The organism is Halomonas alkalisoli, from assembly GCF_021412585.1.
In the GTDB taxonomy this organism is placed as follows: Bacteria; Pseudomonadota; Gammaproteobacteria; order Pseudomonadales; family Halomonadaceae; genus Halomonas; species Halomonas alkalisoli.
This window is the reverse complement of sequence record NZ_JAKCMI010000029.1, coordinates 158,064-175,583: the sequence shown is the minus strand read 5'-3', so window position 1 is coordinate 175,583 and position 17,520 is coordinate 158,064. Positions and strand designations below refer to the sequence as shown.

The following is a 17,520-nucleotide window of genomic DNA, read 5'->3' as shown; positions in this document are numbered from 1 at the left end:
GCCAATCCTACCATGGCCGACACGGGATGTTAGACACGAGGATCAGGATGCGCGTTTCCACCACCGCTACACGCCTTGTCGCCCTGCTGCTGGCCACCGCCCTGGTCACCGGCTGTGCCGGCAGGTCAGGCACGAACGACGAGAGCGACGACGAGTTCGCCGGCGTCGCCGAGCAAGAGCTCTACGACGAGGCCCGGGAAGCCCTGGACCGGGGGCGCCATACCACGGCGATCTCTCGTCTCGAGGCCATCGATACCCGCTACCCCTTCGGCCGTCATGCCGAACAGGCGCAGCTGGAGTTGATCTACGCCTACTACGAGACGAACGACTGGGAGGCGGCCCGCGCTGCAGCCAGCCGCTTCATTCGGCTGCACCCCACCCACCCCCAGGCGGACTACGCGCTCTACATGCGCGGGCTCTCCTCCTGGCAGGCCGGGCGCTTCAGCCTGGAGCGACTGCGCCTGATCGACATTTCCAAGCGTGACCTCGGTGCCTCGCGGGACGCCTATACCGACTTCCGCGAACTGGTCAGCCGCTATCCCGACAGCGAGTACGCACCGGATGCCGAGCAGCGCATCGTCTACCTGCGCAACCTGCTGGCGCGGCACGAACTCCATGTCGCCGACTTCTACCTGCGCAAGGGCGCCTACCTGGCAGCCGTGGAGCGCGGCCGCTGGGTGGTCGAGAACTATCCCGAGGCCGAAGCCACCCGCGACGCACTGGCGGTGATGGTGGAAGGCTACCTGGGCCTCGACATGCGCGATCGCGCCCGCGAGGTGCTGCAGGTGCTGATCGAGAACGACCCGGGCAACGAACGCCTGCGCGGCCGCACCTTCCGGCCTCAGCATGTCAGCGCCCAGGCGCTTTCCGCCTGAGCCACGGCCTGCGATAAAAAAACCGCGATGAGACATCGCGGTTTTTATCGGTCTATTCGCCCGGCTGCCAGCCGTTGACGATGGGGTAGCGGCGGTCGCGGCCGAAGCCCCGCGGCGTCACCCGCACCCCTACCGGCGCCTGGCGCCGCTTGTACTCGCAGCGGTCGACCAGCTGCACCACCCGATAGACGTCGTCATGGTCGTAGCCAGCCGCGATGATCGCCTCCGCGCTCATGTCACCCTCGATGTAGCGCATCAGGATGGCATCGAGCACATCGTAGTCGGGCAGCGAGTCGCTATCCTTCTGGTCCGGTGCCAGTTCGGCGGAAGGGGCACGCTCGATGACCCGCTCGGGTATCGCCGGCGACTGGGCGTTGCGCCAGCGGGCCAACCGATAGACCCAGGTCTTGTAGACGTCCTTGATGGCATTGAAGCCGCCCACCATGTCGCCATAGAGCGTGGCATAGCCCACCGCCATCTCGCTCTTGTTGCCGGTGGTCAGCACCATCAAGCCCTTCTTGTTGGAGATCGCCATCAGCAGCACGCCGCGACAGCGCGACTGCAGGTTCTCCTCGGTGGTATCCCGCTGGGTGCCGGCGAAGGTATCGGCCAGGGTCTCGGTGAAGGCGTCGACCATGGGCTCGATCGGCAGGACCCGATAGTCCACCCCCAGCAGCCGGGCCTGCTCGGCGGCGTCCTCCCGTGAGATGTCGGCGGTGTAGCGGTACGGCATCATCACCGCATGGACCCGCTGCGGACCCAGCGCATCCACGGCGATGGCCAGCGACAGGCCGGAGTCGATGCCCCCCGAGAGCCCCATCACCACGCCATCGAAGCCACTCTTGTTGACGTAGTCGCGCAGGCCGCTGACCAGAGCACAGTAGAGGCTCTCCTCCGGCTCCTCCGGGGGCTCGATCTCCCCCTCCTGCGGCACCCAGCGCCCACCCTCCTGCACGAACTGGACCGGCATCAGGCCCGCCTGCCAGTAGGGGGCCAATACGCGCAAGGCGCCACTGCCGTCCACGCAGGCCGAACCACCGTCGAACACCAGTTCGTCCTGCCCGCCGATGGTGTTGACGTAGACCACCGGCAGCCCAACCTCGGCGGCACGCTGCTCGAGCAGGCGCAGGCGCTCGGCCGGCTTGTCCTGATGGTAGGGCGAGGCATTGAGGGTGATCAGGATCTCGGCACCATCGTCGCGGGCCGCGCGTACCGGCGCGCCATCCCACAGGTCCTCGCAGATCAGCAGGCCGAGCTTGGCCCCCTTGTGCTCGATCACCAGGCTCTTGTCGCCGGTGGCGAAGTAGCGGCGCTCGTCGAACACCTGATAGTTGGGCAGCACCTGCTTGGCGTATTCGTCGAGCCACTCGCCGTTGTAGAGCAGCCCCGCCAGATTGTAGCCGCTCCCCTCCCGGCGCCCGGGATAGCCGATGATCACCAGCACGTCACGGGCCACCTTGGCAGCCATGCGGGAACGCGCTTCGCGCAAACGGGTCTCCATGGAAGGCCGCAGCAACAGGTCCTCAGGCGGATAACCACTGAGGTAGAGCTCGGGGAACACCACGATATCGGCGCCATGCTCGATACGTGCCTCGCGAACGGCCTCGATGGCACGATCGGCGTTACCGGGGATATCCCCCACCAACGGATCCAACTGAGCCATTACCAGCGTCAAGTCTTGCATGGGCGTAGAAATCTCTTGAGAATCCAGTGTACTCACATTGTCCCGCAAGGACGGCCGGCTGGCAAAGCCGCTAGCCCCTCTCACCAGGGAGCCAGATAAGGATGAACCTTTTGCTCATACGCCTGATCATCTTCGCCGTGCTGTTCTTCGCCGGCCTCAAGCTATACAGAATGTACCGCGAGTGGAAGCTCAGCCAGGAGGAGCTGCTGGAAGATGACACGCGCCAGGAAGGCGGTCAGATGGTTCGCTGCCGCTGGTGTCAGGTGCACGTGCCGGAAACCGAGGCCCTGCGCGACCAGGGCGAGTGGTTCTGCTCCAGCGCCCACCGCGACCGCTACCTGCAGGAGCAGAAGCCCGAGGAGTAGCCGCCACCCTTCGCATACAACCCGTGCGGCAGGATGCCTACATTTTCTGTCAGAAATCGCTTACGGAACGCTCGCCAGGCCCGGCTAGAGTGAAAGACCCATGTGACAGGGATTTTCACTCCGGGAGAGCACCATGCGAACGGACTCGCCGATCGGCGCCGCATTGCACGGCGGCACCTCTTCGCCGGCCAGGCAGCGCGGCCTCACCTTGGTCGAACTGCTGGTCGCCATTGCCGTCATGACCCTGCTGTTCGGCTGGGCCCTACCCTCCTTCCAGACACTGAGCGCTCGCCAGGAGGTATCGGCCGAGGTAATGCGGCTCAAGACGGCACTGGCGCTGGCCCGCAATACGGCCATCGCCCGCCGGGCCACCGTGACCGTCTGCCCCAGCCACGATCGCCTGAGCTGCAACAACGACTGGACGTCGCCGCTGATGGTGATACAGGGCCGCGCCGAGGGAGGCAATATCGGCAGTGACGAGGTGCTCCGCATTCTGGACGACAGCCGTGTCGTCTCGGTCAGCTACCGCCAGGATGGTCGGCCGGTGCGCTATGGCGCCCTGGGACGGCCGGCCGGACACAACGGCACCTTCCATATCTGCGGACGGCACGATACCGGCGCCAGGGTCATCGTCAGCAACTTCGGCCGCGTGCGGGTAGAAGATGCCGCGACCTGCTGAGACAGTCTCGACAAGGCTCCTAACCCTTGGGCCCCATCAACAGCCACACAATCAACCCCACCAGCGGGAACAGCAACAGGACAATGATCCATAGCAGCTTGGCCACCGGGCCGGCCGGGCTCTTCGCGACCTTGACGATGGCCCAGACCAGGATGATCAGCCAGATAAGGCCCAGCAGGCCGCCTACTTCGATTCCCATCAGACATCTCCTTTGCTCGATGAGTCGCACGCTATTAGACCGCCACCGTCATAGGAGTGACAGCCAGTAGACTATACTGCGAGCGAGTATCGCCACGCCTCACACCACTCAGCGGCGGCAGCGAGACACGCCTCCCGATGCCATGGCATCAGGGACCCTTGTCTCACCAGATCGCAGCCGAGTCAAGATAGCAGGCATCGCATGACGCCACACCTCAATGCCAACTGGCGGACGATCATCTTCCTTTCGCTCCTGGCTGTCGCGGCAGGCGCCAGCGCACCACCATCCTCGGCGGATGAGCGCCTTCTGCTCGATTGGGACCAGGCTGTGGAGAAACTCAGGGTCACCGACCTGCAAGGCCGGGAGATCACCGAGCTGACACAGCCCCGCCAGGAGCAGGGGCGGATCAGCGTGGCCGTGCCCGAATCCCGCGCCTTCGTCATCAAGGGTGACGAGATCGAAACCCGGCGGCTCACCTCCGATGAGCCGCTCATCTTGCCGAATGGCATGGTCATTCCATTACCCTCGCCCGACACCGAAACCGAAACCGAAACCGAAACCGAAACCGCTGATCGGGCAGTCGACGAGCCTCCGCCACTGACCGCAGCCTGGCTGCGCCTGACACTAGCGGCCAGCCCGATCCCGGCCGTCTGGAACCCTCTGAGCGGCGCCTATCACACCGAACTGAGCTTCGGACTGCAGCCATCGGAGGAGCGACTCATCACCGGGCTCGAGCTGGAGCACCCGGTCGAAGTCCGCATCCGGCTCAAGGGGCTGACGATTCAGGATACGCTGCCGCCCCTTCGCATCGACGGCCCCGGCCTGGCCCACGAGCAGACCCTGCGATTGAGCTTCCTGCCCTCCACCCCCAATCCCACCCTGGAGGTCAGATCCACTATTTCCGACGTCAACCTGGAGCTTGAGGTACTTCCCCGTCTCGAACTGCGTCCGGCATCCCGACGCGTGCTGGGGCTGGGCCTGGAAAGTGTCGAGGTGACCCTGGTGCGGGTGGCGCCCCACGGCATGCCGCTGCCCACCGAGCAGCACACCGATGTCGCCCTGACCCTCGACGGCGGTGGCCGTATCGAGACCGGGGCAGTGCATTTCGCGCCGGGCCAGGCCACGAGCTCCTTCAGCCTGCGCTCCTCGGGGCTGGCCCCCATCACCGTCAGTGCCTTTACCGGCAGCCTGAGCAGTGAAACCGTGATCCAGCAGCAATTCCCCTGGGGACCGATCCTCGCTGCACTGTTCGGGGGCGCCCTGGGCGGGTACGGCCGGCGCTTCATCAAAGGCGCACGCCAGGCGCTGACCCGGCGGCGGCTTGTCGAAGGCCTCCTGGTGGCCAGTATCGCCTATGTCGCCGGGGTGCTCGGCGTCGGCTATCTGGGGCTCCCGGGGGCCGCAGTGGCCACCGAGGCGGGCGCCTTTCTGACCGGCGCGCTGACCGGCTTCATCGGCGTCAACGTCCTTGAGACACTCTCCAGCTCCAGCTCCAGCCCCGGCCACCGCCGCAGCCACTGACACCGACGCGGCCTGATCGGCCACCGATTGGTCCCCTCTCATCGGCCATCTGGCCCGCTTCTTGCCTCGCTCTTGCTTAGTGTTGAAGACGCCCCCTCGGGTAGAATGCCCTTCCCCCTGTCATCTCGGAGGTGCTTTCCTTGGCCAGCGGACTGCTGCTCAATGTGCTGATCTTTCTCGCCGCGGCGGTGCTGATCGTGCCGGTGTTCAAGCGCCTGGGGCTCGGCGAGGTGCTGGGCTACCTGGCCGCCGGGGTGGTCATCGGCCCCTCGGTGCTGGCCCTGGTACCGGACGCCCAGGGCGTGCTGCAGTTTTCCCAGGTAGGCATCGTGCTGCTGCTGTTCGTGATCGGCCTCGAGCTCAAGCCCTCGCGCCTCCGGGTGATGCGCAAGGCCGTGTTCGGCTTCGGCAGCCTGCAGGTCAGCGTCACCACCCTGCTGCTTACCCTGGCTGCCTGGTGGCTGGGGCTGTCGCCCGCCGCGGCCATCGTGGTGGGTTTCAGCCTGGGGCTCTGCTCCACGCCACTGGTCCTGCACCTGCTTGGTGAACGCAAGGAGCTGCAGACCCGCCACGGGCGCCACGCCTTCGCCCTGCTGCTGTTTCAGGATCTGGCCGCGATCCCGGTACTGGCCATCGTGCCACTGCTGGCCGCGGATGCCTTGATGACCAACGGCGCGGCACCGCTGCTGCGCGAGGTGATTCTCGCCGCGGGCGCCTTCGCCGGGCTGATCGTCGGTGGACGCTTCCTGCTGCGGCCGCTGTTTCACTATGCCGCCGCTACTCGCAGCCGCGAGGTCTTCGCCGGCACCGCCCTGCTGGTGGTGATCGGTGCCGCCCTGCTGATGGAGCTGGCCGGCCTCTCCATGGCCCTGGGCGCCTTCATTGCCGGCGTACTGCTTGCCGACTCGGAGTATCGCCACAATATCGAGGCCGACATCGAGCCCTACCGCGGCCTGCTGCTGGGGCTGTTCTTCATGGCCGTGGGCATGATGGCGGAGATCGGCCTGCTGGCGGAGGTCCCGCTGGTGGTGCTCGGCCTGACTCTGGGGCTGGTGCTGCTCAAGGCGCTGAGCCTGCTGATCGCCACGCGGCTCTATGGCGGCAGCTGGAAGGAGGCCGCGAACCTCGCCGTGCTGCTCTCCCAGGGCGGCGAATTCGGCTTCGTGCTGCTCTCCGCCGCGGCCGCCGCCGCCCTGCTCGACCAGGCGCTGGTCAGCCTGCTGATCCTGGTGATCTCGCTCTCCATGGTGGTCACGCCGCTGCTCTTCCAGCTGCATGTCCATGGCCTGCGTCGGCTCTACGCCCCCTCCCGGACCAAGCCGGCCTACGATAGCCCCCGGGACGAATCCCCCCAGATCATCATCGCGGGCTTCGGACGCTTCGGCCAGATCATGGGACGCGCCCTGCAGGGGCTGAAGATTCCCTACACCGTGCTCGACATCAACGCCGAGCAGGTCGAGGTGGTACGGCGCTACGGCAACAAGGTCTACTACGGCGACGCCTCGCGCATCGACCTGCTCAAGGCTGCCGGCGCCGACAAGGCCCGGGTACTGGTCGTGGCGGTGGGAGACCCCGAGGCGTCCATGCGCATCGTCGAGCAGGCAAGGCGACAGTTTCCCCACCTCAAGCTCTATGCCCGGGCCCGCAACCGCTACCATGCTCACCTGCTGATGCGGGCCGGCGTCATCCACATCGTGCGCGAACTGCTGCCCGCCAGCCTGGAGCTTACCCGCGACGCCCTGGTTGGCCTTGGCATCCCGCCCGACCAGGCCCAGCACACCATCGACACCTTCCGGCCCCATGACGAAGAGGCGCTGATGCGCCAGCTGGCGGTGTTCGGCAACGAGAAGAAACAGATCCAGACCATCCAGGAGGCGGCCAGGGAACTAGAGGCGCTCTACGAAGCCGACGAGGATATCGCCACACGGGTGGAGGAGATCCCGCCCCGGCCTCACTGACACTGCCCGAGCCGCCACCAGGGTGGCAGCAGGCTGCGAACGAGGCGATGGCCGAAGCGGTCGTCGATCAATACCAGCGTGCCGCGGTCCTCCGGCCCCTGGATGACCCGGCCGGCCGCCTGCACCACCTTGATCAGGCCGGGGATACGGTAGGCATAGTCGTCGCCATGACCGAAGCGGCGCTCCAGCCGGGCCTTGAGCGCCTCGTTGAAGGGGTCGAACGGGGGCAGCCCCAGGGTGGCGATGAAGGCACCGATCAGCCGATCCCCGGGAAGGTCGATGCCTTCGGCGAAGGCGCCACCCAGCACGGCGAAGCCGATTCCCCCGCCACCCGGCCGAAAGCGCGCCAGGAAGGCATCCCGGTCGGCCTCCTGCATGCCGCGGGTCTGGGCCCAGGCGGGTATTTCGGCATGGGCCTCGCGCAGGCGTGCCAGTACCGCCTCGAGGTAGGCGAAGCTGCTGAAGAAGGCCAGGTAGTTGCCCGGACGTTGCCGGTACTGCCCTGCCAGTTCGGCGACGATCGGCTCGACGGAGGCCGCCCGGTCCCGTAGCCGTGTCGAGATGCCGCCCTGGATGCGCACCTCCAGCTGATCGCTGGTGAAGGGCGAGGATACCGACTGCCAGGCGCTCGCCTCCGGCAGGCCCAGCAGGTCGCGATGGTAATGCGCAGGGCTCAGCGTGGCCGAGAAGAGCACACAGCTCCGGGCCGCGGCGAAGCGCGGGGCCAGGAAGTCGGCCGGCACCAGGTTGCGCAGCCCGACGACGGCATGGCCCCTGCCATGGCGCGTCAGGTCGCACAGCGAGTGATCACCGAAGGATTCGGCCAGGCGACAGAAGGCGAGCGCCTCGAACAGGCGCTCCTGCAGTTCCGGGTCAGAGCCGGTCGGGTGCTCGCCCAGATAGTCGGTGATGGCGGCGGCCAGCAGCTGCAGCGCTCCCACCAGCCTGTCGGGAAGCCCTTCGAGGATGCGGTAGGCCGGGCGCCCCGGCTCCCCTTCCGACGCCGGCCCCGCCTCGCGAACCAGCGCCTGCCACTGCCGCACCACCCGCCCCAGGGGGCGGACCAGGGCCGGCGGCGCCGAGCGATGCAGCCGGCTGAAGTGTCGCTGGTCGAGCTCGGTGCTGTACATGGCCCGGGCCCGTTCGACCAGGTTGTGGGCTTCATCCACCAGCAGCGCCAAGCGCCAGCCGTCGGCCTGAGCCAGCCCGTGCAGCAGGCCGCCAGCATCGAAGTAGTGGTTGACGTCCCCCACCGTCACGTCGCACCAGCGGGCCAGCTCCTGCCCCAGGTAGTAGGGACAGACCTCATGGGCTAGCGCCACCTCGCGCAGTGCCTCGCGGTCGAGCCAGCCCCGGGTTACCGCCGCCTGGCGCGCCGCCGGCAGGCGATCGTAGAAACCCGCCGCCAGCGGGCAGGCCTCCCCATGGCATGCCTTGTCGGGATGCTCGCAGGCCTTGCTGCGGGCCACCAGCTCCAGCACCCGCAGCGGTCGGCGCTCTTCGCCATGCTCCCCGCCGCCGGCTCCCAGCCGGGCCAGGGCATCCAGCGCCAGGCGGCGTCCCGGGGTCTTCATGGTCAGGAAGGCGATGCGGTCGAGGCCGTGGCGCGGCATGGCCGTGAGCAGCGGAAAGAGGGTGCCGATGGTCTTGCCGATGCCGGTGGGCGCCTGAGTCAGCAGGCAACGTGCGGTGGCGGCCGCCTTGTAGACCCCCTCGGCCAGCTCCCGCTGGCCGGGGCGAAACTCGGGGTGGGGGAAGCTGAGCCGGTGCAGGTCGTCGTCCCGCGCCTGGCGATGACGGCTCTCCTGCTCGGCCCAGGCCAGGAAGCGCCGGCACTGGACCTCGAAGAACGCCGCCAGCTCTGCCGCACTCGCCTCCTCGGTCAGCGAGGTCTCGCGGCCGGTAGCGATATCGAGATAGACCAGCGCCAGCGTCACCGTCTCGAGCTTTCGCTTGGCACACAGCAGGGCACCGTAGACCCTCACCTGGGCCCAGTGCAGGGCGCGTTGGTTGGCCGCCATGCGCGCCAGGTCGCCGCGATGAGTCTTGACCTCCTCCAGGCGATTGGCCCGGGGGTCGTAGCCATCGGCGCGGCCGCTGACCACCAGGCCCCGGTAGCTACCCGACAGCGGCAGTTCGGCTTCATAACCGGCACCACGCCGGCCCGCCACCAGGACATGCCCGGCGATGCCTTCCCGGGCGCTGGGCGAGGGGGTAAAGCGATGGTCGAGATCGCCTTCACGGGCGGTAAAGTCGCAAAGCGAGCGCACCGCCACGCGATAGCGTGCCTCCATCTCGCTCATGGATCGAGAACCTCGCCCTGCCAGGTCACATGGCACACCACGGCGGGAATGCCGTGCGCCCGGAAATACGCCAACCAGCGCCGCTGGTTGTCCTGCAGTCGGTCGCCGGGACCCTTCACCTCGATCAGCCGATAGGCGGGTGACGCGACATCGGCTTCCGGCAGGAACTGGATCAGATCGGGAAGGCCCGCCCGGTTGGCTCGGGGGTCGAGCAGAAGCCGCGCGAAGCAGGCGCGCAGGTGGGCGGCGGGGATATTGGCCATGGCCTGCAGCAGCAGCGCCTCGTCGAGCGCCTCCCAGTGCAGGAAGGGCGAGGCGAGGCCCCGCTTGCACTGCCAGGTCTCGAGAATGGTCTCGTGGTAGCGTCCGTCATCCAGTTGGGCCAGGCAGGCCGCGAACCGCTCGCGACGGCGTGACACGAAGTCAGCTCGATTGAGGTCCGCCGGGCCGCTGTGGAAGGGGTGAAAGAAGGCGCCGGGCAGCGGGGCGAAGATCGCCGGCCAGCAGAGCAGGCCGAACAGCCCGGAAATCAGCGCATTCTCCACATAGCGCACCGGTGCCTGCGGGGTACCCAGGTGGGCGCAGACGGCCCGCTCCACGCCGAGCGGCCACCCCTCGTCGCTGACGGGGCGCCTCAGGCAGAGGTCCCAGCGCTCGGGCGGGGGCGGCGCCTGCCGCGGCTCCGGTGCCAGCCCCAGCCGGCGCCGCAGCCTCGGCAGCAGCCGCTCGAGGGCCTGGCTCTCTCTTTCATCGGGCGCTTGCGCGTCGAGAGTCTCGCCGAGCGCTTCCTTGCGGGCCGCCATGACAGAAGCCAGCTCGAAGGCGCGCTGATGCTCGCCCAGACGCTCCAGCAGGCGCAGGCGGCGGATGCGGGCATCGACATGCCCTCCGCCTCCACCCCCGCCGCTGTCGGCCTCGCCGTAGGCCTGGAGTGCCAGTGCCGGCTGGCCGCCACGCTCCGCGGCCTGTCCCAGCCGATAAAGCAGCCTCGCACGGCGCTCGTCCAGCCAGGCGTTGCCCTTGGGCACCGTCGGCACCTCGGCGTGCAGCGCCTCGGGAAGCTCCCCCTCCTCGAACCGTTCGCGCAGCCGGTGCAGCGCCAGGTAGGCATCGACTTCATCGCGGCTCGAAAAGGCTCGTGACTCGGACGAGAAGGCAACCCGCTCGAAGCGCTGCAGGCCCAGTTCGGCCAGCACGAACTCCGACCAGTCCTGGTGCAGATTGCCGAAGAACATCAAGCGCAGGCGGTCGCAGACGGCCATGATGGATAGCCGCACGACCCGCTCCCCCTGCAGCGCTGCCACATCCCCCCAGTCGGCCAGCCGACACGGCGTATCCGATCGCCGCGACAGTGCCTGGTACAGCGTCGCCTTGCCCGCCGACGCCGGCAGGCCCGCCGCCGCGATCTCCAATGCGAGGACGCGGCGCAGCTCGGCCAGGCGCAGCTGGCGAAACAGCTCGCCGAGGCTCAGCACCGGATCGGCCTCGACCCAGCCGGCATCAATCAGCGCATCGAGCGCCACCGCGGCATCGTCGATCTCGGCATAGACCAGCTTCGTGGTACGGAAGTGCTCGCCCTTGCGCATGACCATGCGCACCAGCAGCGCCTGGGAAGCCCGCGGCAACGCATCGAAGTCGGCGAGGAAGCGCCGCTCGCCGTCATCCAGGAGATCATCGTGACGCTCGCTCACCCAGCCGAGAACGAAACGAAAGTTCGCCAGGTAGTAGAAGGGGTCGTCGAGTGAGGCCGTGACCGGCGCGACAGGGGGAATACTGTTCATTCATCCATGGTATCAGCCCTGTCGCCACCGCGTCATCGCCGCCTCAGGAAATCTCGCTGGCCAGTTCCCGCAGCAGCTCGGCGGCCGGTACCTCGCGGCAGCCGCTGGCGTTCTGGCCGGCCCACAGCGGCGAGAAGTCACCGCTTCCCAGCGCCTCGGCGGCGCTGCGCAACGGACCAATGGCCGCCGTGGCCAGCGGGAAGGCTGGCGCCAGGGGGCTGATCGGGCCAAGCTCGCGCATCAGTCGCGTGACGATGCCCCGCGCCGGCCGGCCGGTGTAGAGGTTGGTCAATGCGGTGTGGCGCGCCGCATCGGTCTGCAGCGCCCGGCGATGCAGCGGCGAGGTGGTCGCTTCGGGACAGCAGAGGAAGGCGGTTCCGACCTGCACCGCATCCGCTCCCAGGGCAAGCGCCGCCGCCACGCCACGGGCGTCGGCGATACCCCCGGCGGCGATCACCGGCAGCGTGACGGCCGCCTTCACCTGGGGCAGCAGCGCCAGGGTGCCGACCTGGGTAGTGAGGTCCTCGGTGAGAAACATGCCACGATGGCCACCCGCCTCGAGCCCCTGGGCGATCACCGCATCGGCACCATTCGCCTCGAGCCACAGGGCCTCCTCCACCGTGGTGGCCGAGGAGAGCACCGTCGCCCCCCAGGCCTTGACCCGCTCGAGCAGCGCCGGCGACGGCAGGCCGAAGTGAAAACTCACCACCTCGGGGCGGAACGCCTCCAGCACATCGCAGGCCTGGTCGTCGAAGGGCCGCCTCCCGGCCCCCGACGATACGCTGTCGATGTCGAGGCCCAGCTCCGCATAGTAGGGCGCCAGCGCCTGATGCCAGCGCGCGTCGCGGGCGGAATCGGGCGCTGGCGGCAGATGACAGAAGAAATTGACGTTTAGCGGGCCTGTGGTCTGCGCTCGAATCCTCTCGAGCTCATCGCTCATGGCCTGGGGAGTCAGCATGGCGCAGGGCAGGGCGCCGAGGCCGCCGCCCTCGGCCACCGCGACGGCCAGCCCCGAGCCCTGAACGCCGGCCATGGGCGCCTGAAGGATGGGAAGCTCGATGCCGAGTCGCTGGGTCAGGCTCATGATTCATCTCCATGGTGGGTTTGCTCGGGCTGCCGCCAGGGTCGCTTGGGGCCCAGGGTGTCGGCGGCATGGGCACCACGCTCGCCCATGGGCCGGGGCTCACCGGTGGTGGTGTCCTCGCGGGTCTGCCGCTCCATTTCAGCGTTGATCTCGGCGCCCAGCAATACGACGAAGGCGGAGAGCCAGAACCAGAGCATCATTACCACGACGGTACCCAGTGAACCGTACAGCTCGGCCATGTCGGCCACATGGCCCACGTAGAGCGAGAGCCCGCCGGAGCCCAGCAGCCACAGCAGCGTCGCGGTGACGGTGCCGACACTGACCCACTCCCAGCGCGGCGCGCTGCGGTAGGGGCCGAAGCGGTATAGCGCGGCGATGACCAGCATCATCAACAGCAGCAATACCGGCCAGCGCAGCCAGCCGATGACCCTGACCGCCGTGCTGTCCAGGCCCAGCATCCCGATCGCCAGGGGAAAGAATGCCACGAAGAGGGTGGCGCCCAGGGAAACCAGGATCAGCCCCACGGTAAGAATGGCAACGACCAGGAAACGCTGGAAGAACGGGCGCCGCTCATCCTCGCCATAGACGGCATTGAGCCCCACCATCAGCCCACGCACGCCCTTGGATGCCAGGAACAGCGCCACCGCAAGGCTGAAGATAGCGGTCAGACTGAGCCCGGTATCGGTGCTCTCGCTGACCTCCCGCGCCTGCTCATTGATCAGGCTCGCCCCACCCGGCGGCATGAAGCGGCTGATTTCACCGATCTGACTGACGATCTCATGGGGGTCGAAGGCCAGCGCCCATAGGGAAATGACGGCGGCAATGGCGGGAAACAGCGACAACAGGGCGTAGAAGGCGATACCGGCCGCCAGCAAGTTGACGCGGTCGTCGGCCAGCTCCTGCTTGACCCGCCAGATGACGTCGAGCCAGCCCGGGCCCGGTATGTGCTTGGGTCTTTCGGCACGGCGGCCTCTCGGTTGGTCGGTCATGAACGCCTCAAGGTTGCTGGGCTGGGCGAAGGATCATCCGGGCATCGCGAATCTCGATATCGAAGCGGTTGAGGAAGCTCATGCCCAGCAGGGCCACCTCGCCGTCCAGTCCCGGGCTGATGGAGCCTCGCACCTGATCCGCCGTGTACCCTCCCAGGCTCACCTCGCCGAGCGTCGTCAGGTCCCCACGCACGCGGCCGTTGGCGGTATTGAACCAGGCCGACCCCGTGCGCTCGAGGCCGAGTCGCTCTGCCAGATCCGCGGGAACCGCGACATAGGTGGCGCCGGTGTCGAGCAGGAATTCCACCGGCTCCCCGTTGATGCGCCCGGTGGCCATGAAATGGCCCGAACGGTTGCGCTCGAGGACAACCGGATCGCTGTCCCCGGCCACGGCGTTGACCAGATGGGCATTGGGATTGCGCTGCTGCTCGAGAAAGCCGTGGAACCACCAGGCCCCGGCACCGATGAACAGTACCCAGAACAGCAGCATCATACCCAGTCCAGTGCGTCGGGTAGCCCCGTCTCCACGGCTCATAGCACGTCTCCCTTGGCCATTTACGAGGCCAGCCCCGTTGGCGTTGACACCCCTGTGCCTGCTGTCTGTACTGTAGAGCGCCTGCCACCGTGGGCCATGAAGGCCCCGGGCACGCAGACGACCAACGTGCGAACGACTACAACAAGGATAGCCCCATGCATGACAGCATCGAGTATTCGACCCTCGCCTCGGCAAAGCATTCCCTCGCCTCGCGGCGTCTTGCCGGCGCGACCTTGTGTGCCGGCGCCCTGCTGCTGGGCAGCTCGGCCGCCCTGGCCTGGGACGGACTGGTGGAGAAGCGGGTCTTCGAGATGGACGAGTACACCACCGTCAGCGGCGAGACCATCGCCCCGGTGAGGATTGGCTGGGAGGCCTACGGCACCCTCAACGAGGCGAAGGACAACGTCATCCTGATCACTCACTTCTTCTCGGGCTCCAGCCATGCGGCGGGCCGCTATGCCGAGGACGATGCCGCACCGGGCTATTGGGATGCGATCATCGGGCCCGGCAAGCCGCTGGATACCGACGAGTATTACATCATCTCCTCGGATACCCTGGTCAATCTCAATGCCCATGACCCCAATGTCACCACCACCGGTCCTGCCTCGATCAACCCGGACACCGACGAACCCTGGGGGCTGGACTTTCCGCTGGTGACCATACGCGACTTCGTCGAGGTGCAGAAGGCGCTGCTGGAGAGCCAGGGCATCGAACAGCTTCACGCGGTCATGGGTCCCTCCATGGGAGCACTGCAGGCCTATGAGTGGGCCAGCGCCTACCCGGAGCGGGTCGAACGGCTGATCCCGGTCATCGGCGGGGGCCAGAGCGATCCCTGGCTGCTCGCCACCCTGAGCGCCTGGGCGGCCCCCATCCGGATCGATGCCAACTGGAACGACGGCGACTACTACGACGGCGAGGCGCCCCTGGACGGCCTGCGGGAAGCGCTCAAGCTGGTGACCCTGAACGCCAATCACTGGCAGTGGGCCAACGAGACCTTCGACCGCAGCTGGGCTGACGAAGACGCCGATCCGACCCGCGACATCCACGCCCGCTACGCCATCGAGCAGACCCTAGACGACATCGCCGCGGCCCGGGCCGAGATCGCCGACGCCAACCACCTGCTCTACCTGGTCAAGGCCAACCAGGCCTTTGTCACCGGTCACGGCGACAGCCTGGAAGCGGGGCTCGCCGACATCGACGCGCCGACGCTCATCCTCTACAGCGAGAACGACCTGGTCTTCGCTCCCGAGGGAGTCCGCGATACCGCCGAGATGATCGGCGCCAACGGCAGCTCGGTGGAACTGGTTACCCTGGACGGCAACCGCGGCCATCTCGATGGCGTCGTCGGTATCGACCAGGCCGGCGACCGGATTCGTGCCTTCCTCGCCGAGTGAGACGCCCGCTCCCTGGCGGCTCAGCCCGCCAGGGAGCGCACCAGCAGATAGGCCCCCATGACCAGCAGGCCGGTGAGAAAGACACGCCGGAAGGTCGCCTCCGACAGCCGATGCCGCAGCCGCTGCCCCAGCTGCATGCCGAGCAGGGCGGGCACCACCGCCATCAGGGAAAGCACCGCCAGTTCGAGAGTGAGCAGACGCTGCTCGCCCATGGAAAACCCCAGCGCCGCGGTCGTGACCACGAACAGCACGCCCATGGCCTGGATCAGCATGTCCCGCGGCAGGCCGAGCGCCTGCAGGTAAGCCACCCCCGGGAAGACCGACGAGCCTGTCATGCCGGTGATCAGCCCGGTCAGGGCGCCATTGACCGGAGCCGCATGTCGGCCACGACTGACCAGCTTGCCGAGGCCGAGGTTGAACAGCCCCGACAGCGCATAGAAGGCGATCAACACGCCCAGCAGGCCGGAGAGCCAGCGCACGTCGACCCTGGCCAACACGCCAACGCCCAGCCATACGGTAACCACCGAGGCCAACAGGAAGGGCCACAGTCGCCGCAGGATCTGCTGCAGATAGCCTCCCACCAATGCCTGCCAGATGTTGGTGATGATGGTCGGCGCCAGCAGCAGGGCCATGGCCGAGGGCAGCCCTACCGTGGCGGTGAGCAAGGCCAACGACACCGTGGGCATGCCCATGCCGATCACCCCCTTGACGGTGCCGGCCACCAGGAAAACCAGGGCCACCGACACCAGCAGCAGAGGATCGAGCAGCAGCGGCACTAGCCTGTCCCTCCCTGGATCGGGTTGCGCGTCTCCCAGTCGCGGGCCGCCTGCTGGCCACGCGCCTGATTGACCGCAAGGCAGATCAGGATCGCGACGATGAACAGCGCGGCGCACAGCAGGATGGAGGCCTGAAGGCCGACCACCGTCTGCAGCAGCCCCAGGCCGATGATGCCGAAGACGCCGGCGAGCTTGTTGGCCAGCCCCCAGAAGCCGAAGAATTCGGCCGCCTTGCGTGTGGGCGAGAAGAGCCCCACCAGGGCGCGACTGGCCGACTGGCTCGACCCCAGGCTCAGCCCCGCCAGGCAGCCCACCACCAGGAATAGATGTTGCGCCTCCCAGTCCAGTCCCAGGCTTTCATTGAGGAAGGCCGTGACTTCCGGCGTGGCCCAGATGGCGAAGATCGCCGCCACCCATAGCGTCAGGGTGAGCAGGTAGGTGAACTTGGTACCGATGCGGTCCTGGATGAAGCCGAAGCCCAGCGCCCCCGCCGCCGCGGTGATCTGGACGATGATGAACATGATGTTGCGGATCGATTCATCCCAGCCGATCACCTGGGCCCCGTAGATGAAGGCGAAGGCGATGATGATGTAGACCCCCGCCATGGAAAACAGCAGCGAGACCAGGAAGATACCCAGATCGCGGAAGTGCCGGAGCTCATGCAGGGTGGTGGCGACCCGCTCCCAGGCGATCTGGTGGTAGGACTTGCCCGGCGGCTGCGGCGTACCGCGCTCCTTGACCCAGAGAAAGGTGGGGATGGCCGTCACCAGGAAGAAGCCCGCCGCGAAGGGACCCACCCAGCGGATACGCTCGAAGTTGTCGGCGGTGGCCTCGCCCAGTACCAGCAGGGTGAAGCCGGCGGCGAAGAGCCCGCCCACATAGCCCAGCGACCAGCCGAAGCCGGAGATCTTGCCCATGTCCTCCGGGGGCCCCAGGTCGGGCAGGAAGGCGGCGATGAAGGACTCGCCCATGGAGTAGGCGTAGTTGGAGACCACGATCAGCAGCAGGCCCAGCACCACATAGCCGGGCTCCACGAAGTAGAGCATCGCGGTGGCACCCACCGTTGCCAGATAGCTGACGAACAGGAACCGCTTCTTGGCGGCATGGTAATCCATGACCGCGCCGCACAGCGGGCCCGTGATCACCACCATGAGGTAGCTCACCGCCAGGGCGAGACTCCACAGCAGGTTGGCCAGCCGATAGCCGTCGTCCCGGTCGCCGACGATCACCGTGGTGAAGAGCTCACCGAAGACCACGGTAATGATCAGCAGGGTAAAGGCCTGGTTGGCGAAGTCGAACATCGCCCAGCCGAAGATCTCCTTTCTCGACGCCCGCTGCCGGGGCGTGTCGCCGGCAGCCGCAGGAACCGCGCTCATA

At 67.4% G+C, this 17,520-nt stretch carries 15 protein-coding genes; 6 read left to right on the top strand and 9 right to left on the bottom strand.

Features of this window, described 5'->3' with window-relative positions; translation table 11 throughout:
* Nucleotides 1-47: 47 nt before the first annotated feature.
* Nucleotides 48-875: an outer membrane protein assembly factor BamD gene (locus LY622_RS14510; RefSeq protein WP_234291550.1), complete on the top strand. Its 828-nt coding sequence runs from the start codon at nt 48-50 to the stop codon at nt 873-875.
* A 52-nt stretch (nt 876-927) separates the two neighbouring features.
* Here LY622_RS14510 and LY622_RS14505 read toward each other — a convergent pair whose 3' ends face one another.
* A complete protein-coding gene (locus LY622_RS14505) occupies nt 928-2,559 on the bottom strand; it encodes an NAD+ synthase (RefSeq protein WP_234291549.1) in 1,632 nt (543 codons plus the stop codon).
* A gap of 101 nt (nt 2,560-2,660) precedes the next feature.
* On the opposite strand from LY622_RS14505, the gene LY622_RS14500 reads away from it, so the two are divergent.
* Nucleotides 2,661-2,924 carry a PP0621 family protein gene (locus tag LY622_RS14500; RefSeq protein ID WP_234280697.1) on the top strand — a complete coding sequence of 88 codons (264 nt, stop codon included), beginning with the start codon at nt 2,661-2,663 and terminating at the stop codon, nt 2,922-2,924.
* 133 nt (nt 2,925-3,057) lie between these two features.
* Entirely contained in the window at nt 3,058-3,603 is a 546-nt protein-coding gene (locus tag LY622_RS14495; RefSeq protein WP_234291548.1) for a GspH/FimT family pseudopilin, read from the top strand.
* A gap of 19 nt (nt 3,604-3,622) precedes the next feature.
* Here the strand turns inward: LY622_RS14495 and LY622_RS14490 are convergent, their stop codons facing one another.
* Nucleotides 3,623-3,802, bottom strand: coding sequence for a PLD nuclease N-terminal domain-containing protein (locus tag LY622_RS14490; protein ID WP_234291547.1), 180 nt, complete (start codon nt 3,800-3,802; stop codon nt 3,623-3,625).
* A 201-nt stretch (nt 3,803-4,003) separates the two neighbouring features.
* On the opposite strand from LY622_RS14490, the gene LY622_RS14485 reads away from it, so the two are divergent.
* Both LY622_RS14485 and LY622_RS14480 read left to right on the top strand, forming a co-directional pair.
* Entirely contained in the window at nt 4,004-5,323 is a 1,320-nt protein-coding gene (locus LY622_RS14485; RefSeq protein ID WP_234291546.1) for a TIGR04086 family membrane protein, read from the top strand.
* 140 nt (nt 5,324-5,463) lie between these two features.
* A complete protein-coding gene (locus tag LY622_RS14480) occupies nt 5,464-7,281 on the top strand; it encodes a monovalent cation:proton antiporter-2 (CPA2) family protein (protein ID WP_234291545.1) in 1,818 nt (605 codons plus the stop codon).
* Here the strand turns inward: LY622_RS14480 and LY622_RS14475 are convergent.
* The 5 genes from LY622_RS14475 to LY622_RS14455 are packed head-to-tail and all read right to left on the bottom strand — an operon-like array spanning nt 7,275 to nt 13,973.
* Complete coding sequence (locus LY622_RS14475) at nt 7,275-9,575, bottom strand: ATP-dependent DNA helicase (RefSeq protein WP_234291562.1); 2,301 nt, start codon at nt 9,573-9,575, stop codon at nt 7,275-7,277. The genes LY622_RS14480 and LY622_RS14475 overlap by 7 nt on opposite strands.
* A 5-nt stretch (nt 9,576-9,580) precedes the next feature.
* Nucleotides 9,581-11,365: a VRR-NUC domain-containing protein gene (locus tag LY622_RS14470; protein WP_234291544.1), complete on the bottom strand. Its 1,785-nt coding sequence runs from the start codon at nt 11,363-11,365 to the stop codon at nt 9,581-9,583.
* A gap of 43 nt (nt 11,366-11,408) precedes the next feature.
* The gene (locus LY622_RS14465; protein ID WP_234291543.1) at nt 11,409-12,449 is read right to left on the bottom strand and encodes an NAD(P)H-dependent flavin oxidoreductase; all 1,041 of its coding nucleotides are present in this window, start codon (nt 12,447-12,449) and stop codon (nt 11,409-11,411) included.
* On the bottom strand, nt 12,446-13,438 hold the full coding sequence (locus LY622_RS14460) for a YihY/virulence factor BrkB family protein (protein WP_234291542.1): 993 nt from the start codon (nt 13,436-13,438) through the stop codon (nt 12,446-12,448). The genes LY622_RS14465 and LY622_RS14460 overlap by 4 nt, the downstream gene beginning before the upstream one ends.
* Before the next feature lie 7 nt (nt 13,439-13,445).
* A complete protein-coding gene (locus LY622_RS14455) occupies nt 13,446-13,973 on the bottom strand; it encodes a retropepsin-like aspartic protease family protein (protein ID WP_234280705.1) in 528 nt (175 codons plus the stop codon).
* A gap of 155 nt (nt 13,974-14,128) precedes the next feature.
* Here LY622_RS14455 and LY622_RS14450 point away from each other — a divergent pair, with 155 nt between their 5' ends.
* Nucleotides 14,129-15,367 carry an E22 family MetX-like putative esterase gene (locus LY622_RS14450; protein ID WP_234291541.1) on the top strand — a complete coding sequence of 413 codons (1,239 nt, stop codon included), beginning with the start codon at nt 14,129-14,131 and terminating at the stop codon, nt 15,365-15,367.
* A 20-nt stretch (nt 15,368-15,387) separates the two neighbouring features.
* Here LY622_RS14450 and LY622_RS14445 read toward each other — a convergent pair whose 3' ends face one another.
* Together LY622_RS14445 and LY622_RS14440 are read right to left on the bottom strand one after the other, a co-directional pair.
* Nucleotides 15,388-16,143 (bottom strand): sulfite exporter TauE/SafE family protein, encoded by a 756-nt coding sequence (locus LY622_RS14445; RefSeq protein ID WP_234291540.1) that lies wholly within the window; start codon nt 16,141-16,143, stop codon nt 15,388-15,390.
* Nucleotides 16,143-17,519 carry an MFS transporter gene (locus LY622_RS14440; RefSeq protein ID WP_234291539.1) on the bottom strand — a complete coding sequence of 459 codons (1,377 nt, stop codon included), beginning with the start codon at nt 17,517-17,519 and terminating at the stop codon, nt 16,143-16,145. Before LY622_RS14440 ends, LY622_RS14445 begins: the two co-directional genes overlap by 1 nt.
* Nucleotide 17,520 lies beyond the last annotated feature (1 nt).

What these genes read in the sequence shown, in the direction of transcription:
- LY622_RS14510 (WP_234291550.1), top strand. Translation starts at nt 48, where the DNA reads ATGCGCGTTTCCACCACCGCTACACGCCTTGTCGCCCTGCTGCTGGCC.
- LY622_RS14505 (WP_234291549.1), bottom strand. Translation starts at nt 2,559, where the DNA reads ATGCAAGACTTGACGCTGGTAATGGCTCAGTTGGATCCGTTGGTGGGG.
- LY622_RS14500 (WP_234280697.1), top strand. Translation starts at nt 2,661, where the DNA reads ATGAACCTTTTGCTCATACGCCTGATCATCTTCGCCGTGCTGTTCTTC.
- LY622_RS14495 (WP_234291548.1), top strand. Translation starts at nt 3,058, where the DNA reads ATGCGAACGGACTCGCCGATCGGCGCCGCATTGCACGGCGGCACCTCT.
- LY622_RS14490 (WP_234291547.1), bottom strand. Translation starts at nt 3,802, where the DNA reads ATGGGAATCGAAGTAGGCGGCCTGCTGGGCCTTATCTGGCTGATCATC.
- LY622_RS14485 (WP_234291546.1), top strand. Translation starts at nt 4,004, where the DNA reads ATGACGCCACACCTCAATGCCAACTGGCGGACGATCATCTTCCTTTCG.
- LY622_RS14475 (WP_234291562.1), bottom strand. Translation starts at nt 9,575, where the DNA reads ATGGAGGCACGCTATCGCGTGGCGGTGCGCTCGCTTTGCGACTTTACC.
- LY622_RS14470 (WP_234291544.1), bottom strand. Translation starts at nt 11,365, where the DNA reads ATGAACAGTATTCCCCCTGTCGCGCCGGTCACGGCCTCACTCGACGAC.
- LY622_RS14465 (WP_234291543.1), bottom strand. Translation starts at nt 12,449, where the DNA reads ATGAGCCTGACCCAGCGACTCGGCATCGAGCTTCCCATCCTTCAGGCG.
- LY622_RS14460 (WP_234291542.1), bottom strand. Translation starts at nt 13,438, where the DNA reads ATGACCGACCAACCGAGAGGCCGCCGTGCCGAAAGACCCAAGCACATA.
- LY622_RS14455 (WP_234280705.1), bottom strand. Translation starts at nt 13,973, where the DNA reads ATGAGCCGTGGAGACGGGGCTACCCGACGCACTGGACTGGGTATGATG.
- LY622_RS14450 (WP_234291541.1), top strand. Translation starts at nt 14,129, where the DNA reads ATGCATGACAGCATCGAGTATTCGACCCTCGCCTCGGCAAAGCATTCC.
- LY622_RS14440 (WP_234291539.1), bottom strand. Translation starts at nt 17,519, where the DNA reads ATGAGCGCGGTTCCTGCGGCTGCCGGCGACACGCCCCGGCAGCGGGCG.